A 19,972-nucleotide genomic window follows, 5' to 3' on the forward strand; every position below is an offset into this window, starting at 1 on the left:
ATTACCCCAATCGCACCTTGAGCAAACCCGGCTAGGCACGCGCGCCCCGCTATAGTCGACTCTATCGCCGACCGCCCTTCCAGGAGTTTCTCCCAGTGTCCGAGACGCCGACTCAACTCGCCTATACCAAGCGCTTCAACGCCGTTCTCGCCTACATCCAGGCCAACCTCGAAGGCGACCTGTCGGTGAATACGTTGAGCCGGGTGGCGAATTTTTCGGCGTTTCACTTCCATCGACAGTTCACCGCGTTCGTCGGCGTGCCGGTGTCGCGTTATGTGCACCTGATGCGCCTGCGTCGTGCGGCCCATAGCCTGGCAAACGCTGCCGATTATTCGGTGCTGGAGGCCGCGCTCAGTGCCGGTTTCGATAGCCCGGAGGCATTTAGCCGGGCGTTCCGGCGGGCGTTCGGTATGGCGCCGAGTGCGTTCAGGAAGGCGCCGAACTGGCAGACCTGGAATGCGGTGTTCGCTATCCCTCACTTTTCCAGGACGATCATCATGCAATTACGCATCGTAGAATTTCCCCAAACCCAGGTGGCCGCGCTTGAGCATTGCGGGCCCGCCGGGCTGGTCAATCAGACGACCAGTCGATTTATCGAATGGCGCAAGCAGAGCGGCCAGTCGCCGGTGGCGTCGAGCCGCACGTTTGGCATTCCCTATAACAACCCCGATACCACTGCGCCCGAGGCGTTTCGCTTTGCTATCTGTGGCGAGATTGACGAGGCGGTGGCACCGAATGGGTTTGGCGTGCATGCGCGCATCATTCCTGCCGGGCGCTGCGTGGTGGTGCGGCATGTGGGCTCGCCGGATCATATCGGCGAAACCATCTATCCGATTTACCGCGATTGGCTGCCTGCCAGCGGCGAGGAGCTTCGCGACCACCCGCTGTTCTTCCATTACCTGAGCGTCTACCCCGAGACGCCGCAGGATCAATGGCAGACCGATGTGTATGTGCCGCTGCGCTAGCGGACCGATCAAGCCCGCTGGGTTTCCTGGCGCAACGCATCGAGGTGACGTTGCGCATGGGCGGCCTGGCAATAGGCGTTGAGGATCTCTGCGATCTGGTCGCAGTCCAGGGTGCGGCCGTCCTGCATCAGGCCGGCGGACTGGATGCGGATCTGCGGCTGGGGCTTTTTAAGGGCCAGGGCCTGGTTGCCGAACAGCTGTCGCGCGGAGCGATGGACAGGCAGGGGCGCATCGGCACGCAAAATCAGTTTCTGCACCGTCAGCCAGCCTTCCTCACTGATGGAAACATCGACAATGTCCACCAGATCCACCGGCGCGCTCAGGGTGTCCACAAACAACTGGCGGCGGGTCAGGCGCATAAAGGCGTGTTGCCCGGCGTTGCGGTGCTGCCAGGTGAGCAGCACGAACACCACGGCCATCACTGCGGCACACACGCCAAGGCCGGTGGAGCCCCGGTGCAGCGCGAACCCCAGCAGCGCCAGGGAAATCAGTAAAAACAGCGGGCCGCGCACCTTGTACCGGCGCGAGTTGGTGAACTCGGTCTGCTCGGGTACGCGCTGGATAACCTGCTCAAGTTCGGCAACCGCACGCTCGCGTTGAGCGTCGCGGGAGTCGGCATATTCCTGGCTGAGTGCGCCGGCGAGATCCGCCAGCGGATCGGTGGGTTGGGTCATGGTCATTCTCCTTGGACGGTTGATATCGGCGGTGATACAGGCTGTGGGGCAGCCGACGACGCCGTACGGGTGAGCTGGCTGAACCAGTGTCGGTCGTGTTCGGTGGGCACACGGGTGGCCTCGGCCAGCAGGGCTTCATCCAGCGTGACGCCCAGTTGCTGAAGGCGTAATGCCGTCGGCGGGTGCGTATCGAAAGGGTGGGCAATGGCGTGATCCAGTGCTGCCTCGTTCAGGCGCAGCGGCGTATGACGCAGATGGTCGGCCAGGGCCTGGATCAGATTGGGGTGACGCTCGCTGAGCAGCGTATTGATTTCAGCGTCCAGCGCGATCACCCGTAACAACGCCTGGCAGAACAACCGCTCGCCACCGATGTTGCCGCCCACCCGATCCGCGACTAGTTCTTGAGCGCGGCCCCAGTGATGCACCGCCAGTTGAAAGTGGTGCAGGAAACGCTGCGTCATCCAGATCGCCGGACGCTCGATCCAGGCCGGGTCGGCATCTTCAGCGCGGATAAACGCACAGTGCAGGCACATCAGGCTGAAATGCGCGCCGATTTCGCTGCCGCGCTCGGTGTCGCGACTGCTGAAATGGCCCAGCTCATGACCGATGATGGATGCCGTCTCGGCCTGGCTCAGGGTCGAGAGGTAGGTCAGCGGCAGGTAAAGGGTGCGCCCGCTGAGCGAGTCGCCGGCCGGTTGCAAGAGCACATCGACGCTGGTGACGAAAAACGATTGGTCGATGCCCACCACGATATGGTCGGGCACCGGCGCGCCGGTGGCGGTGGCCAGTTGTTCAATCCACGCCCACAAGGCCGGAGCCTTGTCGCGCCCGATGCTTTGCCCCAGAAACGCCGAGGACGGGCTATCCAGGGCATGCCATTGCTGGCGCAGACGCCCGATCAGCAAGCATCCGGCCCACAGCACGGCAACCACCGGCACCGCTACCAGCAGCATGAACCAGCCACCGGCCTTGAAGTGGCTCCAGCCCCAGCTCAGTTCATACAACAGGCTCAGGGCCAATGCGCCCACCAATAGCCCCGTGTACGCCGCCAGCCAATGCCCCAAGGCACGCCAGCAGAGAAACAGGCGGTGGTAGAGAAAATCCCTGGACTTCAGCGCGCGCCAGGCATCCAGCCGCAGCTTGAGCCACGTCGCAGGCCCGGCCACGAATGCGGCGAGGGCCAGCCAGTAGGCCAACCCAGCCAGCACCTGACGCACGCGCAGCCAGGCATAGTCACTGCCGACACTCTGTGCTTCGCGCAGCACGTCATCGACACGCCCGCTTTGCACACTGGCCCAGCCCATCAATACCAGCGGCAGCAGCAACATCGTCAGCGGCCATGACCACCGCGCGAATCGACCCATGGCTCAGTTGGCCTGCAAATAATCGGTCAAAAAGGCCTGTGCATTGCCTTGGCTGGACAGGAACTCGTCATAGCCGACGTTCAGCGTCTGCGACTCGCCGGGCAAGTACAGTTCGCCCCAACCTTGTTGCAGCACCAGCACCACGAACTTCTGACCGTCCACGGTGGTGGAATAGCGGGTGTCCTTGCTGGTCTTTTCCACGGCCATCTTCTGGATCTTCATGTTCCAGTCATGGTCCACGCCCTCTAGCTGCACCAGCGCCTGATTGTCACTGCGCGCACCGATACGCAGGGTCCAGACTTTCACGCCGCCTTCACCGGCATAGGCCAGCACTTTTTCCGCGACTTCCGGGCGATTGTCAGCATGGGCGAGCCCCGCGATCACGGCCAGAACCAAGCCCATCAGCGCTGCCCACTTGCGATACATCAACATTTGCGGCTTCCTCGACAGTTCAAAGCCGACCATTGAAATCAACGCTTGGCCGCCTGCCAAGCGGGCCGGCCGTGGCGCACAACAATAAGGCCGTGACTCACAACAACTGATCGGCCTGCCAGATGTCGATATCATGCAACGCTGCCCACCAGCTCTAACGGACGCTTTTGCCAATGGACCGCCGCAACCCCTACTTGGACACCCACTTCTGCTTCGATCACCCGGAGGCCCTGGACCAGGCGGGTGTATTCGATGACAGCGCACGGCAGGTCATGGGCAGCGCGATCGGCCATTACCGCGCGCAGACGGTGCGGCCACATGTGCAATATTTCGACTGCGATTTGCAGTTTCCCGAGCCGTTGCGCATCCACAAAGTGCTACCCGACAGCGTGTGCATCGTGCAGGTGCTGGGTGGGCAATGGCAGCATCGGGTGGACGGTCGGCTCAATCAATACACCCCCGGCGCGCCCCATGTGCTGGGCTTGAGCGAAAGCATGGAAGCCATGGACCAGATGCCTGCCGGCAGCCGTGCGCGCATGGCGGGGCTGCGCATCGGCGGCGACTATCTACGCGAACTGGCCGAAGAAGACCCGTCACTTCAACCGCTGGCCAGGCTGCTCGACGATGGCATGCACTTTTCGGAGTTGCATGGCTGTCGCGCCGTCGGGCGTTTGTTCGAGCGCCTTTATCACTCGCCCTACCAAGGGGCGTTGGAGCGGCTGAATCAGGAAAGCCTGAGCCTGGCCGTGCTGGTCGAGTTGGCGACGCATCTGGCGCCGCAGCCAGCCAAGCCCATGGCCCCGCTGCGCAGCCATTCGGACCTGGCACACGAGGCACGCTTCAAGCTCGACGCCAACCTGATGAACCCACCCGGTACGCTGGCGCTGGCACGGGAACTGGGCGTGGGCGAAACCACCCTGAGACGCGCCTTCAGCCGCGTGTACGGCCAGTCGATGCTCGATTACGTGCGCCAACAACGCCTGGAACTGGCGCGCACCCTACTGCGCCAGCGCAAATGGCACGTCGCGCAGATTGCCCACCGCCTGGGCTACGCCAACCCTGCCAACTTCAACCATGCCTATAAGGCGTATTTCGGTCATCCGCCGGGGGCTGAATCCTAGAGTGGGCACAAGGTGTTGTGGGACACGCAAATCGGCTACTGTCGTGGGCTTCCCTCTTTCGCCGGATGGCCAGCAATGGATCTGAAATTCAGTCACGTCGATATCTTGGTCGAGGACCTCGACGAGGCGTGCGCTTATTACGCCAACATTCTTAATGCGCGCATCTCCACGACCCAGGTCTGGGAACGCGGCGGCCTGCAGGTGCGCTATGCGGTAGCGCTGATGGGCCAAGAGCGTTTTATGCTGGTACAGCCGTTGGCCGGCAACCTGCGGGTGCTGTTGGACACTCACGGTGAGGGCATGATTTACCGGCATTGCTACACCACGCCGGACATCGAGGTGGCTTACACCGAACTGGTCGCCAAGGGTGTGCAGCCCGAGGACGAAAACGGCCAACCGTTGGCCCTGGAGGACCTGCAATCGCCGTCGGGTACGCGCATCATCTGGCTGCCCAAGCGTTTCGGGCACTTCTCCATCGAGATCCTTGAGGAGCAAGGGCTTGAGGCGTTTATGGTGGCGGCATTTGCCTGAACCTCAACGCGGGCCTTTGTTCTCCGACAGGCAGTTGCCGCCGTCGATCACCAGCAGTTCGCCGGTGATGTAGCTGGCCTCTGGCGACGCCAGAAACGCCACCGCTGCCGCGACCTCATCCGGCCTGCCGGCACGCCCCACGGGCACATACTGAGCGGCGGCGATTTCTTCGGCGGTGCTGGACTGCGTCGCGATCCACCCCGGCGCCACCGAATTCACGGTGATGCCAAAGGGCGCAACTTCCAGCGCCAGGCTCATGTTCATCCCTACCATGCCGGCTTTGGCCGCCGCATATGCCGCCTCGCCAGGGTTGCTGACTCGGGTGCCGGTGGTGGAGCTGACCTGTACGATGCGCCCGTAACGACGCTGCTGCATCCCCGGCAGGACCGCGCGGGTCAGCAAAAACGCCGTGGTCAGGTTGCGCGCGATTGACGCATTCCAAGCATCGAGGCTCATGCTGGCCACCTCAGCGAAAGCTTCGGCGTCGCCCTGCATCGCCATGCCCGCGTTGTTCACCAGCACATCGATTCGCCCCCAGCACGACTCAGCCCACGCCACCAATTGCGCGACCTGATCGGCTTGGGTGAGGTCCGCCGCACGCCCTTGTACCTCGTAACCCTCCTCGCTCAATTGCGCGACGCGCTCGTGGATGCGGGCACTGCTGCCGGTGATGATCAGCTTCGCCCCCGCCGCTCCCAGCCTCCGCGCAATCGCCAGGCCAATCCCCTGCTCACTGCCAGCGCCACTCACCAGCGCGACCTGACCCTTCCAGTCCTTCACCATTGCACAGCTCCTCGCGTTATCTGGACAGACTGCTCGCGCCCTCCATAGCGCCGGTCACTCCACCTCGTCCGACGGCGCGCCGTACGCCTCCCCAATCTCAACCCGGTCTGCCTTGAGCCAACCGGTGTAGTCCTCGCCATCCTTGGCAACGAAGTTCACTTGCACCCAAGTCTGGTCTTCCAGCATGGCGTAGACCGTCAGGCCGTCACCGGGGATAACGAACAGCTTCTTGTTGGCACAAGCCTCATCCGGCGCGGTATGAAAATGCGCGCGCCCGGTGCCGATAACCTTGCCCTGCACCGCAGGATGAAATTCAGGCGCCGTGCCGGAGATTGTTTCCGCCAGGGCGGAGCAGTCGACAGCGGCCTGAGACAGACCGCTGAACAAGCACAGGCATAACAGGCTGGAACGCAGAAGCATGGGGCGAATTCCGAAGGAGTTGATGGCGCAGGACAATAAAGCCAGAACCTATTGGATAATTCAGGGCCATGCCAGCGTTATCTCAGAAAACCCATCCCCCGGCGAAGTTAAATCACCGTCTGGGCTCGCCGGGCTTCTGCGCGCTCGGGATACATCAGGTCCTGAATTTATTGATACGTACGCTGAATGCCAGACATCGGCGCGTCGATTACCTCTTGTGGGGGTGCTTGAAGCAAACGGCTTCAGTGGCCTGGCAACTGCGTACGTTCCGCCTTGATGTTTGCGAAACATTTGCGCGTTATCGCTTTAGAGCGCTTCCCCGAGCAGCGCGCATTAATTGCAGTGATGATCACTATCGAACCACCGACCTGTTTAATCGCCAGACCGGCTTCCTATAATCGCCCCCACTTTCCTCCCCGCGTCCCCGTCGACTGACTTCAGTCGGCCCTCTCCCGGAACCCAACCTATGCCAAGCGCCAGCCAGGCCCCTCGTGGCCTTCCCGAACATAATCAGCAAAGCGTCAAACAACAGTGGTTGGCGATTCTGTCGGTCGCCGTGGGTGCCTTCGCCCTGGTTACCAGCGAATTTCTGCCGGTGGGGGTGCTCAATGACGTCGCCAGCGACTTAGGCATCAGCGCCGGCCACGCCGGGCTGATGGTGACGCTGCCCGGCATCATGGCCGCGCTGGCCGCGCCGTTGCTGTCGGTGAGTATCGGCGCGATGGACCGGCGTTATCTGCTGATCGGCCTGACGCTGATCATGATCATCGCCAACGCCGTCGTGGCCTATGCCAGCGACTTCAGCTTGTTGCTGTTCGGTCGTGTGTTACTGGGCATCAGCATCGGCGGCTTCTGGGCCACGGCCATCGCGCTGAGCGGACGCCTGGCGCCCAAAGGGGTCGGCGTGGCACAGGCGACTTCGATCATCATGGTCGGCGTGACCCTGGCCACCGTGCTCGGCGTGCCCGTCGGGACCTGGCTGAGCGGCCTGATGGGCTGGCGCATGACGTTTCTGGTCACCGCGTTGGTGGGCGTGCCGGTGCTGCTGGCGCAGATCTTCCTGCTGCCGCGACTCACCCCGGAGAAAGCCATTCGCATCAGTGATCTGCCTGCGTTGTTCATCAACCCACAGGCCCGGGTCGGCTTGATCGCTGTGCTGCTGATCGGCCTGGCGCACTTTGCCGCTTACACCTATGTGGCGCCGTTCTTCAAGCACAGTTCCGGCTTCGACGGGCCGACCATTGGCTCGCTGTTATTGCTGTATGGCGTGGCAGGCGTGATGGGCAATATCTTCGCCGGCTTCGCCGCCAACCGCAGCGTGCGCCACACCTTGTTGCTGGTGGCGCTGATGATCGGCACCAGCACCGCGCTATTCCCGTACTTCGCCACCGGCCTGACCGGCGCCGCCATGCTGATCGCCCTGTGGGGCTTCGCCTTCGGCGCCTTTCCGGCCTGCGCGAGTATCTGGATGTTCGTCGTCGCCCCCAAGGACGTGGAACGCGGCATGCCGCTGTTCGTCGCCTTGTTCCAGGTGATCATCGCCCTGGGCTCGTTCTTTGGTGGGCGCATCGTTGATCAGATGGGCAGCTCGGTGCTGCTCAGCATGGCTACGGGGCTGGTGGTGTTGGGCTTCGCCACGGTGCTGGTGTTGGGGCGCAGGGTCAGTAATGGATTGGTGGCGCAGGCTTGCTGAACCTACGGCGCTGCGCTTGAGGCCGGGGGCTGATGCGCCGTCATCGCGAGGGTCCCATTTGCTGGCGACGTCTCAAGGATGCGACCGAAAGCCAGCTTTCACAGGCTCAAGCATCCAAACTATGCTAGCGGTACATCACCCTCCCCCCACTGGTCCTACCCATGACCCTCTCCCCAGATTTCACCCCTTGGTCCTCCCTGCTCGGCGGTGCCCTTATTGGGTTATCGGCCGGGCTGTTCATTCTGTTTAACGGCCGCATCGCCGGTATCAGCGGGTTGTTGGGCAGCCTGCTGTCACGCCATGGCGAGGGCCGTGGCGAGAAAGCGCTGTTCTTGACCGGCCTGCTGGTCTCTCCATGGCTGTGGTCGCTGTTCAGTGAACTGCCGGCTTCGTCGTTTCCGGTCGGCGATTTTGGGTTGGTGGCGGCAGGGTTGATGGTAGGGATCGGCACGCGCTATGGCGCCGGTTGTACCAGCGGGCACGGGGTCTGCGGGCTTTCGCGGTTGTCGCCACGGTCGATGGTGGCAGTGGGGTGTTTTATGGGCAGCGGCTTTGTCGGGGTCTATGTGATCCGCCATTGGCTGGGGGTTTGAACATGCGTCGACTAACGGCGTTAGTGGCTGGCCTGATCTTCGGCATGGGGCTGTACCTGAGCGGCATGACCAATCCCGCCAAAGTCATGGGGTTTCTGGATCTCGCAGGCGAATGGGACCCTTCGCTGGCATGGGTGATGGGCGGTGCGCTGATGGTCAGCGGCGTACTGTTCTACTTCGCCCGACGGCGCAACGTATCGTTGCTGGGCGCGCCGATGCAGATGCCCACGCAGAGCCGCATCGACAAACGCCTGGTGCTGGGCAGCCTACTGTTCGGCATGGGCTGGGCGATTGCCGGCTTGTGCCCCGGGCCGGCGATAGCGCTGGTGCTGACGGGGCAGTGGCAGGTGCTAGTGTTCGTACTCGCCATGCTGGTGGGCATGGGAATATTCGAAGGGCTTGAATCGCGCCGGCGGCGTTGACTCGCCCGCCGCGCTTCAATCCTTGGCCTGTGACAACGGCCTGGCCACGCTTTCCAATGCTTGCCGTTCCGCCGCCACGCCCCAGATCGCCTGCACCAGCGCCGCGCCGCACATCAATGCGGCGCCGATCAGATAGCCGATCAACAGGCTGCCACGCTGCTGTGTCTGGATCAGTTGCCCGAACAGGGTCGGCCCGATAATCCCGCCCAGCCCGGTACCGAAGGCATAAAACACCGCGATGGCCAACGCGCGAATTTCCAGGGGAAAGGTTTCGGCAACGGTCAGGTAGGCCGAGCTGGCCGCAGCCGAGGCGAAGAAGAAGATCACCATCCACGCTATGGCTTGCTGGGTCACATCGAACCAGCCTTGCGCAAAGGCGTAACCGCTCAGGGCCAGCAACACGCCAGACACCGCATAGGTGAGGCTGATCATCACGCGCCGGCCAATCACGTCGAATAGCCGCCCCAACAGCAGCGGCCCACAGAAATTGCCCAGGGCCAACGGCAGCACATACCAGCCAACCTGTTCGGCGGGCACTTGGTAGAAGTCAGTCAAGACCAGCGCGTAGGTGAAGAAGATCGCATTGTAGAAAAACGCCTGGGCGGTCAGCAGGGTCATGCCCACCAGCGCCCGGCGGCGAAAGCTGACGAACAGGGTGTGAAAGATTTCACCCAAGGGCGTGTGATCGCGGGGGTGCAACCGCAAAGCCGGGCTGTTGACCGCCGGCAGTGTGTGGCCCTGGTCGCGCAGGCGGGCTTCGATACCTTCGACGATGCGCCGGGCTTCGTCGTGCCGGCCGTGAATCAGCAACCAGCGCGGGCTTTCCGGCAGCCACAGGCGCATCACCAGAATAATCAGGCCCAGCGCGGCACCGATGCCGAAACACAGGCGCCAGCCGAGATCGCCGCCGACCACGTTGGGGTCGAGCAACACAATGGCCCCGCCCGCACCGAGCGCCGCCCCCAGCCAGAAGGTGCCATTGATGGTGAGGTCGACCCAGCCGCGATAACGCGCCGGGGTGAACTCCTGAATGGTCGAATTGATCGCGGTGTACTCGCCGCCGATGCCCATGCCGGTGAGAAAGCGAAACAGCAAAAAGCTCTCCAGGCTGAATGAAAACGCCGTGGCCGCCGTGGCGCCGATGTACAGCCACAAGGTGATGAAAAACAGTTTGCGCCGCCCCAGACGGTCGGTGAGCCAGCCGAACAACAGCGCCCCGAGCACGGCGCCAGCGATGTACACGCCGCCGGCCAGGCCAATATCGAAATTGCTCATGCGCAGTTCGGGGCTGGCCTTCAGGGCGCCGGACACTGAGCCGGCCAAGGTCACCTCCAGGCCGTCGAGCAACCAGGTGATCCCCAGCGCGAACACCAGCAAGGTGTGAAAGCGGCCCCAGGGCAAGCGGTCGAGCCGCGCCGGCAGGTCGGTTTCAAAGACGGTGCCGGGCTTACCGGCGGGCAGGTGTAGATCGGTCATCGCGACATCCCTGGTGCAGAACCTTACGAAATAGGAGCCAAGCGGCGCCGCTGGAGTTCAAAGTCTTGGAACGCGGCACACCTTGCGGTAGTCGGAACAACACCTCCCGGCAAAGAACCTGGCCCATGCCTTTCAAATCCTCCGCCCTCGCAACCCTCTTCACATTGGCCGCCAGCGCAGCCGCCTGTGCCCAGGAGCCCCTGCGCCTGGAAAACCTCAAGCGCTGCGGCGACCTGCTGGAAAACCGCGAGCAGGACTGGTGTCTCAGCGTCCGCGGGCTGGGCGCTGCCACGCCGCAGTTGAAACTGGCGGGTAAGGCCCTGCCCGCGCCAGCCGTTGTGCGCGACGGCAACACCCTGCGCCTGCGCCTCGACAGCAGCCACTACCAGAGCGGCCCGTTATGGCTGGAAGACGGCCCGCGCACCAGTAACGCGGCATGGCTCACTCTGCGCCACAGCCATGTGGTGGCCGCCCGACCGGATGAAGTGGCAAAGAACATGGACGGCCTGACCACCTATGTGGACCTGGTCAGCGTGCTGATCGAGGAAGACCAGAACGGCCGCCAGGAAGCCGAGCGCCTGGCCCGCAAATACGGGGCGACGGTGGTCGGTGCCATCGCGCCGCTGAATGTCTACCAGCTACGTTTGCCCGCCAAAGACCTGATGCAGCGTGACGCGCTGGTGCTGCGCCTGGGCAGCGAGACCGGGGTAGATGCGGTGGTGATCGAAGAGTCGGGCGCTGAAGAACAGGAGCAGGCCGCGCCACAGGCCACGCCGAACAAACCTGCGCCGGACTCCGACGAGTGGGCCGCCAACCGTTTTCTCGACGCGGTGGCCTACTATCAGCGGCGCATCCCTGGGCACCACACACCGATCACGCCACAACCGATTCGCATCGGCGTCATCGAACGCGGCGTGGATTTCGACACCGCGGACTTCGCCGACGACCTCGGCGCATGCACGGGCAAGCGCACCTGCGTGTACGCTCGCGACACCTCCAAGCCCGACAGCCATGGCACTACCGTCACCGGCATCCTCGCGGCGCGCTGGGACAAGGGCGGCAACCGGGGCTTGCTGAGCGGTCTGGATAAGGCCAGCGGCGGCTTCGAGGTCATCGTTGACCGCAACTCCGACGCCGGCATCACCGCCAACATCGCCGCCTCGGTCAACCTGGTGGAGGACGGCGTGCGGGTGCTGAACTGGAGCTGGGGGATCCATCGCGTCGGCACTCAAGACGTCAACGGCAAGGAGGTCGATTCCCTGGTGCGCTCGGGCATCGCCATGAGCGGCTACGAGGAACTGCTGGAGGAATTTTTCCTGTGGCTGCGCAAGGAGCATCCCGACGTGATCGTGGTGAATTCCGCGGGGAATGGCTCGGCATTCTCCGGCACCGATGACTATCGCCTGCCCTCCTCGTTTATCACCGAGCAACTGTTGGTGGTGGGCGGGCACCAGCGCAGCGAACGCACTGACGTGGGGGTGGATGATCCAGGCTATGCCGTCACCCGCAGCTCATCGAACGTGGATATGCGCGTGGACATCACCGCCGCAGCCTGCACCCACGCCTCGACGCCGGGGGCCGACGAACAAGGCGCCGTGCATTGCGGCACCTCGTACGCGACGCCAATGGTGGCGGGCCTCGCGGCGGCGATGCTGTCGATCAACCCGCAGTTGCAGCCCGAGCAACTGCGCATGCTGCTGCGCCGTAGCGCCATGACTATCGGTGATCAGCATGATTTCGAACGCAGCGACGCCCAAGACCTCACCGCGCCAATCCTGCCCTCGGAGCGCAACTACCGGCTTGACGACAAAGACGTAGGACGCTCGGCCCGCCTGGACATGCAAAAGGCCTTGGACCTGGCGGTGCAGAGCCGCACGCGGGTGCGCTGACGCGCACAATCGTGCAAGCCCGCGTGGCCATCGCGTCGATAGTCTGGTCATCCTATAAATGATCAGAGACTTCGTGATGGCTCAGGCAAACCCCACCGCACAACCGATCAACCTCGCCCACAAAGCTTCGCTTATCCCTGAACAGTGGAGCCCCAGGGTCGTTGCGCAAATGAACGACTACCAGTTCAAAGTGGTGCGCATTGAAGGTGAGTTCATCTGGCATGCCCACCCGGAAACCGACGAAGCGTTCCTGGTGCTCGAAGGCACCTTGCGCATCGATCTGCCGGACGGGCCGGTGTATGTGGCGCCAGGTGAGCTGTATGTGGTGCCGCGGGGCATGCAGCACCGCACGGCTGCGGAGGGCGAAGCCCGGTTGCTGATGATCGAGCCGCGTGGCGTGTTGAACACCGGGCATGAAGGCGGCGATCGCACGGCGACGAATGATGTGTGGATCTGAACATTCTTCGCCGACAATGCCGCCTGCATCACACGGTCATTTGGCGAACGCGTACTCGCCACCCTGCTCCACCGCTTTGCGGTAGGCCGGGCGCGCTTGCAGGCGTTGCAGCCACGCCGCCAGGTGCGGGTAAGCCTGCAATTTGCCTTGGGCTTGGGCGATTTCGCCGATAAAACTCATCTGGATATCCGCGCCGCTGATGGCTTCACCCACCAGGTACGGGGTGCGCGCCAGCACGTCGTTGAGGTAACCCAGGTAGTTGGCCAGTTCCGATTCGATACGCGGATGCAACGGCGCGCCGGCGTCGCCCAGGCGGCCGACATACAGGTTAAGCATCAACGGCAACATCGCCGAGCCTTCGGCGAAATGCAGCCATTGCACGTATTCGTCATAGGTGGCGCTGGCCGGATCGGGCTGCAAGCGGCCCTGGCCGTGGCGGCGGATCAGGTAGTCGACGATGGCGCCGGACTCGATTACCACATGGGGGCCGTCCTCAATCACCGGGGACTTGCCCAGTGGGTGGACCGCCTTGAGTTCAGGCGGCGCGAGGTTGGTCTTGGGGTCGCGCTGGTAACGCTTGATCTCGTAGGGCAGGCCCAGTTCTTCCAGTAGCCACAGGATGCGCTGGGAGCGCGAGTTGTTCAGATGGTGGACAGTGATCATGCAAACTCCGCGGGCGACAGTAGGTGTGTAGCAACAGACTACGCCAACGCGGCCGAGTGCCGTTCATCAACCGTCTGAATGAGACGTGTGCATGATCGATGCCCAGGCCGCCTGCGCCAGCAGGTCGGCATAGGCCGTGGGGCTGTGCTTGACGCGCCCGGACAACCAGGCCCGCGCATAGCTTTCCGCCGCGCCGATGATCAGCGATGGCAGCAGCTCAGCAGGAATATGGCTGAACGCTTCGCGGCGACCTTCGCCGGTCATCCATTCGCTCAGTTGTCGGTTGCGTTGCTGATTGCGGCTGAGCAATTCCTCCTTGAACGGGCCGTTGGCCACGGCAAAGCGACCTTGGAACACAAAGCGCGCCCAGTCCGGTTCGGCATCCACCCATTCAACGTAACTGCGCACCAACGCCGCCACGCCCTGCTCGGCCGTGTGGGCGTTGCTCAAGTGCTGGTCGCGCAGTGCGCCCTGGTCGTCCAGCGCAGCAAAAAACAGCGCGGCGACGATGCCTTCTTTGTTGCCGAAATGGTGATAGATCGCGCCCACGCTGGTGTCACAGCGGGCGCGGATGGTTTCGATAGTGGTCGCTTCGATCCCCGCCTCGTTAAAGCAGGTCAGGGCCTGGCGCAAGATGCCGCGCTTAAGCTCACTGCGCCGGCCGGGAACGGCGCGCTCGATCAGATCGGGTGCTTGCATGAAGAGGCTCGCCAAATGTGCGGAGTCTAAAGGTACAGCGGCCGCGAGAGAAGGCACGGCTTGACATCCCTGAATTAAACGGAATATTGTTCTGTTACAGAATATTATTCTGTTAACCCATCAGGAGGATCGTTCCATGAGTCAGGCTCTCAGCATGTTCAACAGCGTCGGCCCGTCGGCATTCAGCAACCTGGCGTGTCAGATGGCGCCGTACTTCAGCACCATCACCCCAGAAATCAGCGAGCTGCGTCCCGGCCACGCGGTGGTCAACGTGCCGTTTCGTAAGGAAATCACCAACCATCTGGCCTCGGTCCACGCGATCGCGCTGTGCAACGCCGCCGAATTGGCCGGCGGCATGATGACCGACGTATCCATCCCCGCCGGCGCCAAGTGGATTCCCAAGGGCATGACTGTGGAATACCTGGCCAAGGCCAAGTCGAACATCCGCGCCGTCGCTCAAGGTGAGGGGATCGATTGGCAAACTGCTGGCGACAAGGTCGTGCCGGTGGATATTTTCGATGAGGCCGGTGTGAAGGTATTCACCGCGAACATCACCATGAACGTGAAGATCGCCTGAGGCGCATAGAACGGCTCGGTGCAGGCCGAGCCGTATCGACCTCAGCCGTTGACCATTGCCCACAGCGAAGCGCCGACCCCGGTGATGCTCTCCCCGGCGATCAACCCCGCCGCAGCGGTGATTGCAAAGCGCTCGGTGAGGCTCGCCCAACGGCAACTCACCAGCCAGGTCAGCACGGCGCCGAGGGCCATCATCAGCGAGACCGACGCCGGCAGTACGAATGCCAGGCCCAACGCAGCGGCACTGGGCAGGTAACGCGCACGGTGCGCGGGCAAGGTGCTGTCCAGAATGCCGAGCAGCACACCGATCACGCCGCCCAACCCAATCGCCCAGCGGATACTGATCGACAACGAGTCAAGCCCATGGGTCAGGGTTTGCGCCACGGCTTTCCAGGTGGCGACGGCCGGAGCAGGCCACTGCTCGGTCAACAACATGGCTTGTGGGTCGGGGATCAGCGCCAGGTAAGCGAATACGCCGACGATGCTGCCGATAAAAATCCCCAGGATTTGCGCGATCACCTGTTTATGCGGTGTGGCGCCAATCGCCTTGCCCACCTTGAAATCATTCATCAGGTCGGTGCACTGCCCGGCTGAACCGCCTGCGGTGTTAGCGCTCATCAGGTTGATCGGCACCTGGCCCGGCGCGACGATGCCAAAACTCAGCTGAGACAACTGCCCAATGGCGCCAATCGGCGGAATACCCGTGGCGCCCACCACGCGCGCGGCCACCGCGGCCAGGCAGATCGCCAACGGAATGGTCAGCAGCGCCATCCACAGGTTGATGCCGAACAACAGCGCCTGCAGGCTGACCACCAAGGCAATCGCCAGCACGAATCCAGCGGCCGGACCGGGCTTGGGCACACGCCAAGCCTGCGCCCCGGTAGAGCGGCTGGACGCATATAGCGCCCACAACCGAATGGCCAGAGACGCCAAGGTCGAACACACCATCAGGCTCACGCCCGGCCACAACAGCCATTCCACCAGCGCGGCAAACTGCGGGCCGGTGCTACCGGCGGGCACGATCACCAAGCCTTCGGCAAGCAGCCATGGCGCAAGCCCACCCCAGGCGAGCACGGCACCGAGCAACAGGGTCAGGCCGACGCGGATGCCGATGATGCCGCCAAACCCCACCAGCAACAGCGATGGGTCGGCGCTGAAGGTCAGGCGCTCCAAGTGGGCGCTCGGCGACCAGCGCGGCAGCGTCCATAGAAACGTGTCCACCCATTTGACCAGCCCGGACAGCAACGCAGCGCCCAGCAGCACTTTCAAGCGCGTCGCGGCTTCGCGGCCATGGTTGTAGATGTGCAACAGGGTTTCCAGGGTGGCCATGCCTTCGGGAAATTTCAGCGCGTCGTCATTGAGCAACGAGGGCCGCAGGTACCAGGCGATCCAGATCCCCAGAAAACTCACCGAGAACACCCAGGCGATCATCGGCAACGCGTCCAACTGGTTGCCGGTCAGCAAGGTATAGGCCGGAATCGGCGCCACCAGCCCGCCGGAGATGATCGACGCGGCGGCCGAGGCGACGGTCTGGTTGATATTGCTTTCATGCAACGTCCACGGCAGCGCCTGGGACGAACGCCGGGCCAGGCCTTGCCAGATCGCGTAGCCGACCAGCAGGGCAATGATTGACATATTGAACGACCAGCCGATCTTCAGCCCGGCGTAGACATTGGAAGGCGTGAGCAGGATACCGAGCAGCGTACCGGTGACGACCGCGCGCAGGCTCAGCTCGCGTTTGATAGGGCCGTGCTCAGGGAGCGCTAGCGGAGTGGAAGGCATGCGGAGTCCTTTCAGCAAAAAAAGAGCGACCCAACTAGTGAGCCCCCTCAGCTTCGAAGGTTCCTGAAACGACACCCGAACCTCTGTTTGTGCTGAGCGGGCTTGCTGCTATGAACAGCCTTGTTGGATTGAGAGAGCTTGATGGGGTGAGCGGGCTTTAGGCTTTCTGTGGTGAGCGGGCTTGCCCCGCGCTGGGCTGCGAAGCGGCCCCTCATACACACGCCGCGTTGATTCAGGTACACCGCGTTGCCGGTTTTGGGGCCGCTTCGCAGCCCAGCGCGGGGCAAGCCCGCTCACCACAAAAGCTCCGCTCAGCACAAAAGCTCCTGCACCACAAAATCCCCGGTCAGCACAAAAGCTCCTTCACCACAAAATCCCCGGTCAGCACAAAAAGTTCCGTTCACCACAACGAGCCTGCTCAACAGAAAGGGCATCGCTGCTTACGGCCAGCTTGCCGGGCTGTAGGCGAGCAAGTCTGGATACATCCGGTCATCAACTGACATGCGCTCGTCACTCATCTCGGGCTAGCGTTAAAGCTCTTCAGAACAGTCACATAGAGCAACGCAATGCGCTTCATCCCTCAATCCCATCGCCTGCGTCACGGTCGCTATTCGGAACATGGACGTAGCTACCTAGTGACCTTCGTTGTGAACCACCGTCGCCCTCTGTTTACTGACCTCTACCTGGGTCGGCTGCTGGTTGCCGAGCTGCGGCAGGCGCATGAACTGGGACTGGTCGATTCCATGGCCTGGGTGATCATGCCAGACCATGTGCATTGGCTATTTGAGTTGAAGCAGCGGAATTTGCCCGATGTGATAAGGCGCGTGAAGTCACGAAGCACGCTGACCATCAACCGACGCCGCCAAAGCAAGGAGCGCGTCTGGCAGCCCGGTTATCACGACAGGGCGGTGCGTGCGCAGGACGATGTGCGCAAGATGGCTCGCTACATCATTGCCAATCCGCTGCGGGCCGGCCTGGTAGAGCGGGTTGGGGATTTTTCGTTATGGGACGCCGCCTGGCTCTGAAGCTTCGACGGGTTTAGAGGCATGTCATAGGACGAGCGCCCGTGTGATGAAAAGGCTCTTTGTGGTGAGCGGGCTTGCCCCGCGCTGGGCTGCGAAGCGGCCCCAAAACCGGCAACGCGGTGTACCTGAATCAACGCGGCGTGTGTATGAGGGGCCGCTTCGCAGCCCAGCGCGGGGCAAGCCCGCTCGCCACAGCAAGCCTAAAGCCCGCTCACTACACCTATCAGCCGGCCGGCTCTGCGCTGGCCTGCGCCTTGTCCACCAGTCGCTGTACCCACGCTGCATCCTGAGGATTGATGACGCCGTAACGGTCCGGCGGGGAAAAATGCCAGTGGTGCGCAAGCTCCGTCAGGCGCTTGTGTTCGTCGGCCGACAACCAGTACGTGGTGCGGGTCAACGGTATCGGTTCGCCATCGAAGCGGCGCCCGAGCATCACGTTGGTGCGGGGGGCGAAGGCCACGGCCAGGTTCTGGGCGGGGTGCAGTTGTTTGTCGAGGGCTGGCATACGTCCGACGCGGTTATAGGTGAAATTGCCGGGGTATTCTTCCTTGAGCACCAGCCAGTGGCCCGCCGCAGTCGTGGCCACGATCCACTGTGCAACTCCGCTGCTCTGGGTACTGCTCCACTCGCCATCCTTCCACTGCGTCAGCGTGTTGCAGTCCGGGTCGAAGTCCGACACCCACAGACACGTACCCGCCACCAGCCTGTGGCGCTCCAGTTCCACCACGCCCTGGCCCGGCATCGCCGCCCAGTAGCGTATGACCGGGTCGCGGCGGTCGCGCAGGTAGTTACGCAGCCCCCAGGCCACGATGACTATCAGCGTCACCAGCACTTGCCAGCCAAAGGTATTGCCGACGATGCGATCAACCGCCAGTGTCGGCATGAACGTGGCGCTCAATAGCCACAAACCCGTCAGGAATACCAGGAACGGTAGGACCGCGCCCAGACACAGCGGCGCCATCAGCACCGTGAGCCAGTCAAAGCGTTGCCCGCGCGCGCGCTCGTAGGCCCACGCCTGCTCCTCAGCGAGCATCGGTGCCTGTTCGCGTGGGGCGATGTCGGGATCGGGAGTATGAAAGCGCCAGTAGCGCGTGTAGGGGTCTTCGTTCATGGCGCTCATCATGCCTTCCCCGCAGGGGCAGCGACACCGCTGATGACGTCGATCAACACAGGCATTGCTCCAACTGCGATACAGTCATACGATGACTGATCACAACCATAAAAATAAAGGATCACCTGTGAACACACCCCTCCTCCTGGCTACTGCAGTCGTCTGCGGCCTCAGCGCCCACGCCAACGCGGCTACCTTCGCCTATATCTCCAGCCCCGGTGACGGGCTGATCTCCCAATACAGCCTGAACGAAAGCAACGGCGCATTGAACCTGGTGAGTCAGGTGGCGGCCGGCGATCAGGTCAACCCGATGGCCCTGAGCCCCGACGGCAAAACCTTATATGCCGCGTTGCGGGTCAAGCCATTCCAGGTTCAGGCGTTCAACATTGACCCCACCACCGGACGCTTGAGCGCAAAAGCCAAAGCGCCGCTGGCCGAAAGCATGGCGTACCTGGCCACCGACCGCACCGGGCGTTACCTGCTCGCCGCCTCGTATGGCGCCGACACCCTCAGCGTGCAGCCTGTCGATAAGGCCGAGCCGATCCTCACCTACAAGACCGGCCTGCACGCGCACTCCCTGCGCACCGACCCGAGCAATCGCTTTGCCTACGCGGGCAACCTGGGCACGGACCAGGTGCTGCAATACCGTTTCGATGCCGACACCGGCGCCCTCAGCCCCATCGGCAGCGGCTACGTGAGCGTGCCGGCCAATACCGGGCCTCGGCACCTGGCGTTTTCTGCCGATGGCAAATTTTTGTACGTGGTGGGCGAAATGAGCGGCACCGTCACCGCGTTCGCCATCGACCATAGCAGCGGCGCGCTGACCCGGATCGGCGTGGCCAATGGCATACCCGAGCGCTTGAACCTGGCGCCCGGCCAAGTGCGGGACGCCCGCAACAATGACTTGAAAGACGACCCCACACCGCGCATCTGGGCGGCCGACCTGCGTTTGTCGCCCGATGGCAAGCTGCTGTTGATGAGCGAGCGCACCAGCAGTTCGGTGTCGGCATTTGCGGTGAACACAGGCACCGGCGAACTGCGTTTCCTGGACAACTACCCGGTCGAAGAAAAACAGCCGCGCAACATCGCGTTCTCGCCGAACGGGAAATGGCTGCTGGTCACGGGTGAAAAAAGCCAGCAAGTCGGCACCTATGCGGTAAACGCAGGCGGTGCCTTGAACCGCGTGGGTGAAGCCGCGTCGGGCAAAGGGGCATTGTGGATCGAGGTGTTGAGCACTTCGGCGCACTGACCCCCAGGGCTGAGCACACTTGAAGGGGGAAGGAGCAAGCCCCCTCC

21 protein-coding genes are annotated in these 19,972 nt (G+C 62.9%); 11 read left to right on the plus strand and 10 right to left on the minus strand.

Annotated features, from left to right (window positions below):
- Positions 1 to 95: 95 nt before the first annotated feature.
- Positions 96 to 965, plus strand: coding sequence for an AraC family transcriptional regulator (locus HRH33_RS18380; protein ID WP_167418257.1), 870 nt, complete (start codon positions 96 to 98; stop codon positions 963 to 965).
- A gap of 8 nt (positions 966 to 973) precedes the next feature.
- On the opposite strand, the gene HRH33_RS18385 is transcribed toward HRH33_RS18380, so the two are convergent.
- Genes HRH33_RS18385 through HRH33_RS18395 form a run of 3 tightly spaced genes read right to left on the minus strand, consistent with a single transcriptional unit; the run spans position 974 to position 3,435 of the window.
- Positions 974 to 1,639, minus strand: a complete 666-nt coding sequence (locus HRH33_RS18385) for a hypothetical protein (protein ID WP_052448396.1) — start codon at positions 1,637 to 1,639, stop codon at positions 974 to 976.
- 2 nt (positions 1,640 to 1,641) lie between these two features.
- Entirely contained in the window at positions 1,642 to 3,003 is a 1,362-nt protein-coding gene (locus tag HRH33_RS18390) for a M48 family metallopeptidase (protein WP_243269846.1), read from the minus strand.
- A 3-nt stretch (positions 3,004 to 3,006) separates the two neighbouring features.
- Positions 3,007 to 3,435, minus strand: a complete 429-nt coding sequence (locus HRH33_RS18395) for a hypothetical protein (protein WP_034099236.1) — start codon at positions 3,433 to 3,435, stop codon at positions 3,007 to 3,009.
- Positions 3,436 to 3,608: 173 nt separating this feature from the next.
- Here HRH33_RS18395 and HRH33_RS18400 point away from each other — a divergent pair, with 173 nt between their 5' ends.
- Together HRH33_RS18400 and HRH33_RS18405 are read left to right on the plus strand one after the other, a co-directional pair.
- Positions 3,609 to 4,556, plus strand: a complete 948-nt coding sequence (locus HRH33_RS18400) for a helix-turn-helix transcriptional regulator (RefSeq protein WP_040268908.1) — start codon at positions 3,609 to 3,611, stop codon at positions 4,554 to 4,556.
- A gap of 75 nt (positions 4,557 to 4,631) precedes the next feature.
- Entirely contained in the window at positions 4,632 to 5,087 is a 456-nt protein-coding gene (locus HRH33_RS18405) for a VOC family protein (protein ID WP_167418258.1), read from the plus strand.
- A gap of 3 nt (positions 5,088 to 5,090) precedes the next feature.
- Here HRH33_RS18405 and HRH33_RS18410 read toward each other — a convergent pair whose 3' ends face one another.
- Both HRH33_RS18410 and HRH33_RS18415 read right to left on the minus strand, forming a co-directional pair.
- Positions 5,091 to 5,870: an SDR family NAD(P)-dependent oxidoreductase gene (locus tag HRH33_RS18410; RefSeq protein ID WP_167418259.1), complete on the minus strand. Its 780-nt coding sequence runs from the start codon at positions 5,868 to 5,870 to the stop codon at positions 5,091 to 5,093.
- 54 nt (positions 5,871 to 5,924) lie between these two features.
- A complete protein-coding gene (locus tag HRH33_RS18415; RefSeq protein ID WP_167418260.1) occupies positions 5,925 to 6,290 on the minus strand; it encodes a hypothetical protein in 366 nt (121 codons plus the stop codon).
- 466 nt (positions 6,291 to 6,756) lie between these two features.
- Here HRH33_RS18415 and HRH33_RS18420 point away from each other — a divergent pair, with 466 nt between their 5' ends.
- The 3 genes from HRH33_RS18420 to HRH33_RS18430 all read left to right on the plus strand — a co-directional run bounded on the left by HRH33_RS18420 (position 6,757) and on the right by HRH33_RS18430 (position 8,998).
- Positions 6,757 to 7,983, plus strand: coding sequence for an MFS transporter (locus tag HRH33_RS18420; protein WP_034099249.1), 1,227 nt, complete (start codon positions 6,757 to 6,759; stop codon positions 7,981 to 7,983).
- A gap of 161 nt (positions 7,984 to 8,144) precedes the next feature.
- Positions 8,145 to 8,576 carry a YeeE/YedE family protein gene (locus HRH33_RS18425; RefSeq protein WP_167418261.1) on the plus strand — a complete coding sequence of 144 codons (432 nt, stop codon included), beginning with the start codon at positions 8,145 to 8,147 and terminating at the stop codon, positions 8,574 to 8,576.
- Positions 8,577 to 8,578: 2 nt separating this feature from the next.
- Positions 8,579 to 8,998, plus strand: coding sequence for a YeeE/YedE family protein (locus HRH33_RS18430; protein WP_123478960.1), 420 nt, complete (start codon positions 8,579 to 8,581; stop codon positions 8,996 to 8,998).
- Between the two features lie 15 nt (positions 8,999 to 9,013).
- Here HRH33_RS18430 and HRH33_RS18435 read toward each other — a convergent pair whose 3' ends face one another.
- Entirely contained in the window at positions 9,014 to 10,474 is a 1,461-nt protein-coding gene (locus HRH33_RS18435; protein WP_123478959.1) for an MFS transporter, read from the minus strand.
- 125 nt (positions 10,475 to 10,599) lie between these two features.
- Here HRH33_RS18435 and HRH33_RS18440 point away from each other — a divergent pair, with 125 nt between their 5' ends.
- Together HRH33_RS18440 and HRH33_RS18445 are read left to right on the plus strand one after the other, a co-directional pair.
- A complete protein-coding gene (locus tag HRH33_RS18440) occupies positions 10,600 to 12,363 on the plus strand; it encodes a S8/S53 family peptidase (protein ID WP_167418262.1) in 1,764 nt (587 codons plus the stop codon).
- A 76-nt stretch (positions 12,364 to 12,439) separates the two neighbouring features.
- Complete coding sequence (locus HRH33_RS18445) at positions 12,440 to 12,820, plus strand: cupin domain-containing protein (RefSeq protein WP_123478957.1); 381 nt, start codon at positions 12,440 to 12,442, stop codon at positions 12,818 to 12,820.
- Between the two features lie 36 nt (positions 12,821 to 12,856).
- On the opposite strand, the gene HRH33_RS18450 is transcribed toward HRH33_RS18445, so the two are convergent.
- Both HRH33_RS18450 and HRH33_RS18455 read right to left on the minus strand, forming a co-directional pair.
- Positions 12,857 to 13,483, minus strand: coding sequence for a glutathione S-transferase family protein (locus tag HRH33_RS18450; protein ID WP_034136828.1), 627 nt, complete (start codon positions 13,481 to 13,483; stop codon positions 12,857 to 12,859).
- A gap of 66 nt (positions 13,484 to 13,549) precedes the next feature.
- Positions 13,550 to 14,182, minus strand: coding sequence for a TetR/AcrR family transcriptional regulator (locus HRH33_RS18455; protein ID WP_123478956.1), 633 nt, complete (start codon positions 14,180 to 14,182; stop codon positions 13,550 to 13,552).
- Between the two features lie 136 nt (positions 14,183 to 14,318).
- Here HRH33_RS18455 and HRH33_RS18460 point away from each other — a divergent pair, with 136 nt between their 5' ends.
- Entirely contained in the window at positions 14,319 to 14,759 is a 441-nt protein-coding gene (locus tag HRH33_RS18460; protein WP_034136826.1) for a hotdog fold domain-containing protein, read from the plus strand.
- Positions 14,760 to 14,800: 41 nt separating this feature from the next.
- Here HRH33_RS18460 and HRH33_RS18465 read toward each other — a convergent pair whose 3' ends face one another.
- A complete protein-coding gene (locus tag HRH33_RS18465) occupies positions 14,801 to 16,540 on the minus strand; it encodes an OPT family oligopeptide transporter (RefSeq protein ID WP_167418263.1) in 1,740 nt (579 codons plus the stop codon).
- Positions 16,541 to 17,106: 566 nt separating this feature from the next.
- Between HRH33_RS18465 and HRH33_RS18470 the strand changes: the two genes are divergently transcribed.
- A complete protein-coding gene (locus HRH33_RS18470; RefSeq protein ID WP_167418695.1) occupies positions 17,107 to 17,565 on the plus strand; it encodes an REP-associated tyrosine transposase in 459 nt (152 codons plus the stop codon).
- Positions 17,566 to 17,788: 223 nt separating this feature from the next.
- On the opposite strand, the gene HRH33_RS18475 is transcribed toward HRH33_RS18470, so the two are convergent.
- Positions 17,789 to 18,676 (minus strand): hypothetical protein, encoded by an 888-nt coding sequence (locus HRH33_RS18475; RefSeq protein ID WP_244962426.1) that lies wholly within the window; start codon positions 18,674 to 18,676, stop codon positions 17,789 to 17,791.
- A gap of 91 nt (positions 18,677 to 18,767) precedes the next feature.
- Between HRH33_RS18475 and HRH33_RS18480 the strand changes: the two genes are divergently transcribed.
- Complete coding sequence (locus HRH33_RS18480; RefSeq protein ID WP_167418666.1) at positions 18,768 to 19,925, plus strand: lactonase family protein; 1,158 nt, start codon at positions 18,768 to 18,770, stop codon at positions 19,923 to 19,925.
- Positions 19,926 to 19,972: the final 47 nt, after the last annotated feature.

It is taken from the genome of Pseudomonas rhodesiae (assembly GCF_013285305.1).
In the GTDB taxonomy this organism is placed as follows: Bacteria; Pseudomonadota; Gammaproteobacteria; order Pseudomonadales; family Pseudomonadaceae; genus Aquipseudomonas; species Aquipseudomonas rhodesiae.

Bases quoted from the DNA above. Each gene is read 5' to 3' on its own strand.
- HRH33_RS18385 (WP_052448396.1), bottom strand. From the start codon at position 1,639: ATGACCCAACCCACCGATCCGCTGGCGGATCTCGCCGGCGCACTCAGC.
- HRH33_RS18460 (WP_034136826.1), top strand. From the start codon at position 14,319: ATGAGTCAGGCTCTCAGCATGTTCAACAGCGTCGGCCCGTCGGCATTC.
- HRH33_RS18415 (WP_167418260.1), bottom strand. From the start codon at position 6,290: ATGCTTCTGCGTTCCAGCCTGTTATGCCTGTGCTTGTTCAGCGGTCTG.
- HRH33_RS18405 (WP_167418258.1), top strand. From the start codon at position 4,632: ATGGATCTGAAATTCAGTCACGTCGATATCTTGGTCGAGGACCTCGAC.
- HRH33_RS18425 (WP_167418261.1), top strand. From the start codon at position 8,145: ATGACCCTCTCCCCAGATTTCACCCCTTGGTCCTCCCTGCTCGGCGGT.
- HRH33_RS18480 (WP_167418666.1), top strand. From the start codon at position 18,768: ATGACTGATCACAACCATAAAAATAAAGGATCACCTGTGAACACACCC.
- HRH33_RS18465 (WP_167418263.1), bottom strand. From the start codon at position 16,540: ATGCCTTCCACTCCGCTAGCGCTCCCTGAGCACGGCCCTATCAAACGC.
- HRH33_RS18475 (WP_244962426.1), bottom strand. From the start codon at position 18,676: ATGAACGAAGACCCCTACACGCGCTACTGGCGCTTTCATACTCCCGAT.
- HRH33_RS18440 (WP_167418262.1), top strand. From the start codon at position 10,600: ATGCCTTTCAAATCCTCCGCCCTCGCAACCCTCTTCACATTGGCCGCC.
- HRH33_RS18400 (WP_040268908.1), top strand. From the start codon at position 3,609: ATGGACCGCCGCAACCCCTACTTGGACACCCACTTCTGCTTCGATCAC.
- HRH33_RS18435 (WP_123478959.1), bottom strand. From the start codon at position 10,474: ATGACCGATCTACACCTGCCCGCCGGTAAGCCCGGCACCGTCTTTGAA.
- HRH33_RS18410 (WP_167418259.1), bottom strand. From the start codon at position 5,870: ATGGTGAAGGACTGGAAGGGTCAGGTCGCGCTGGTGAGTGGCGCTGGC.
- HRH33_RS18455 (WP_123478956.1), bottom strand. From the start codon at position 14,182: ATGCAAGCACCCGATCTGATCGAGCGCGCCGTTCCCGGCCGGCGCAGT.
- HRH33_RS18470 (WP_167418695.1), top strand. From the start codon at position 17,107: ATGCGCTTCATCCCTCAATCCCATCGCCTGCGTCACGGTCGCTATTCG.
- HRH33_RS18450 (WP_034136828.1), bottom strand. From the start codon at position 13,483: ATGATCACTGTCCACCATCTGAACAACTCGCGCTCCCAGCGCATCCTG.
- HRH33_RS18390 (WP_243269846.1), bottom strand. From the start codon at position 3,003: ATGGGTCGATTCGCGCGGTGGTCATGGCCGCTGACGATGTTGCTGCTG.
- HRH33_RS18420 (WP_034099249.1), top strand. From the start codon at position 6,757: ATGCCAAGCGCCAGCCAGGCCCCTCGTGGCCTTCCCGAACATAATCAG.
- HRH33_RS18395 (WP_034099236.1), bottom strand. From the start codon at position 3,435: ATGTTGATGTATCGCAAGTGGGCAGCGCTGATGGGCTTGGTTCTGGCC.
- HRH33_RS18445 (WP_123478957.1), top strand. From the start codon at position 12,440: ATGGCTCAGGCAAACCCCACCGCACAACCGATCAACCTCGCCCACAAA.
- HRH33_RS18430 (WP_123478960.1), top strand. From the start codon at position 8,579: ATGCGTCGACTAACGGCGTTAGTGGCTGGCCTGATCTTCGGCATGGGG.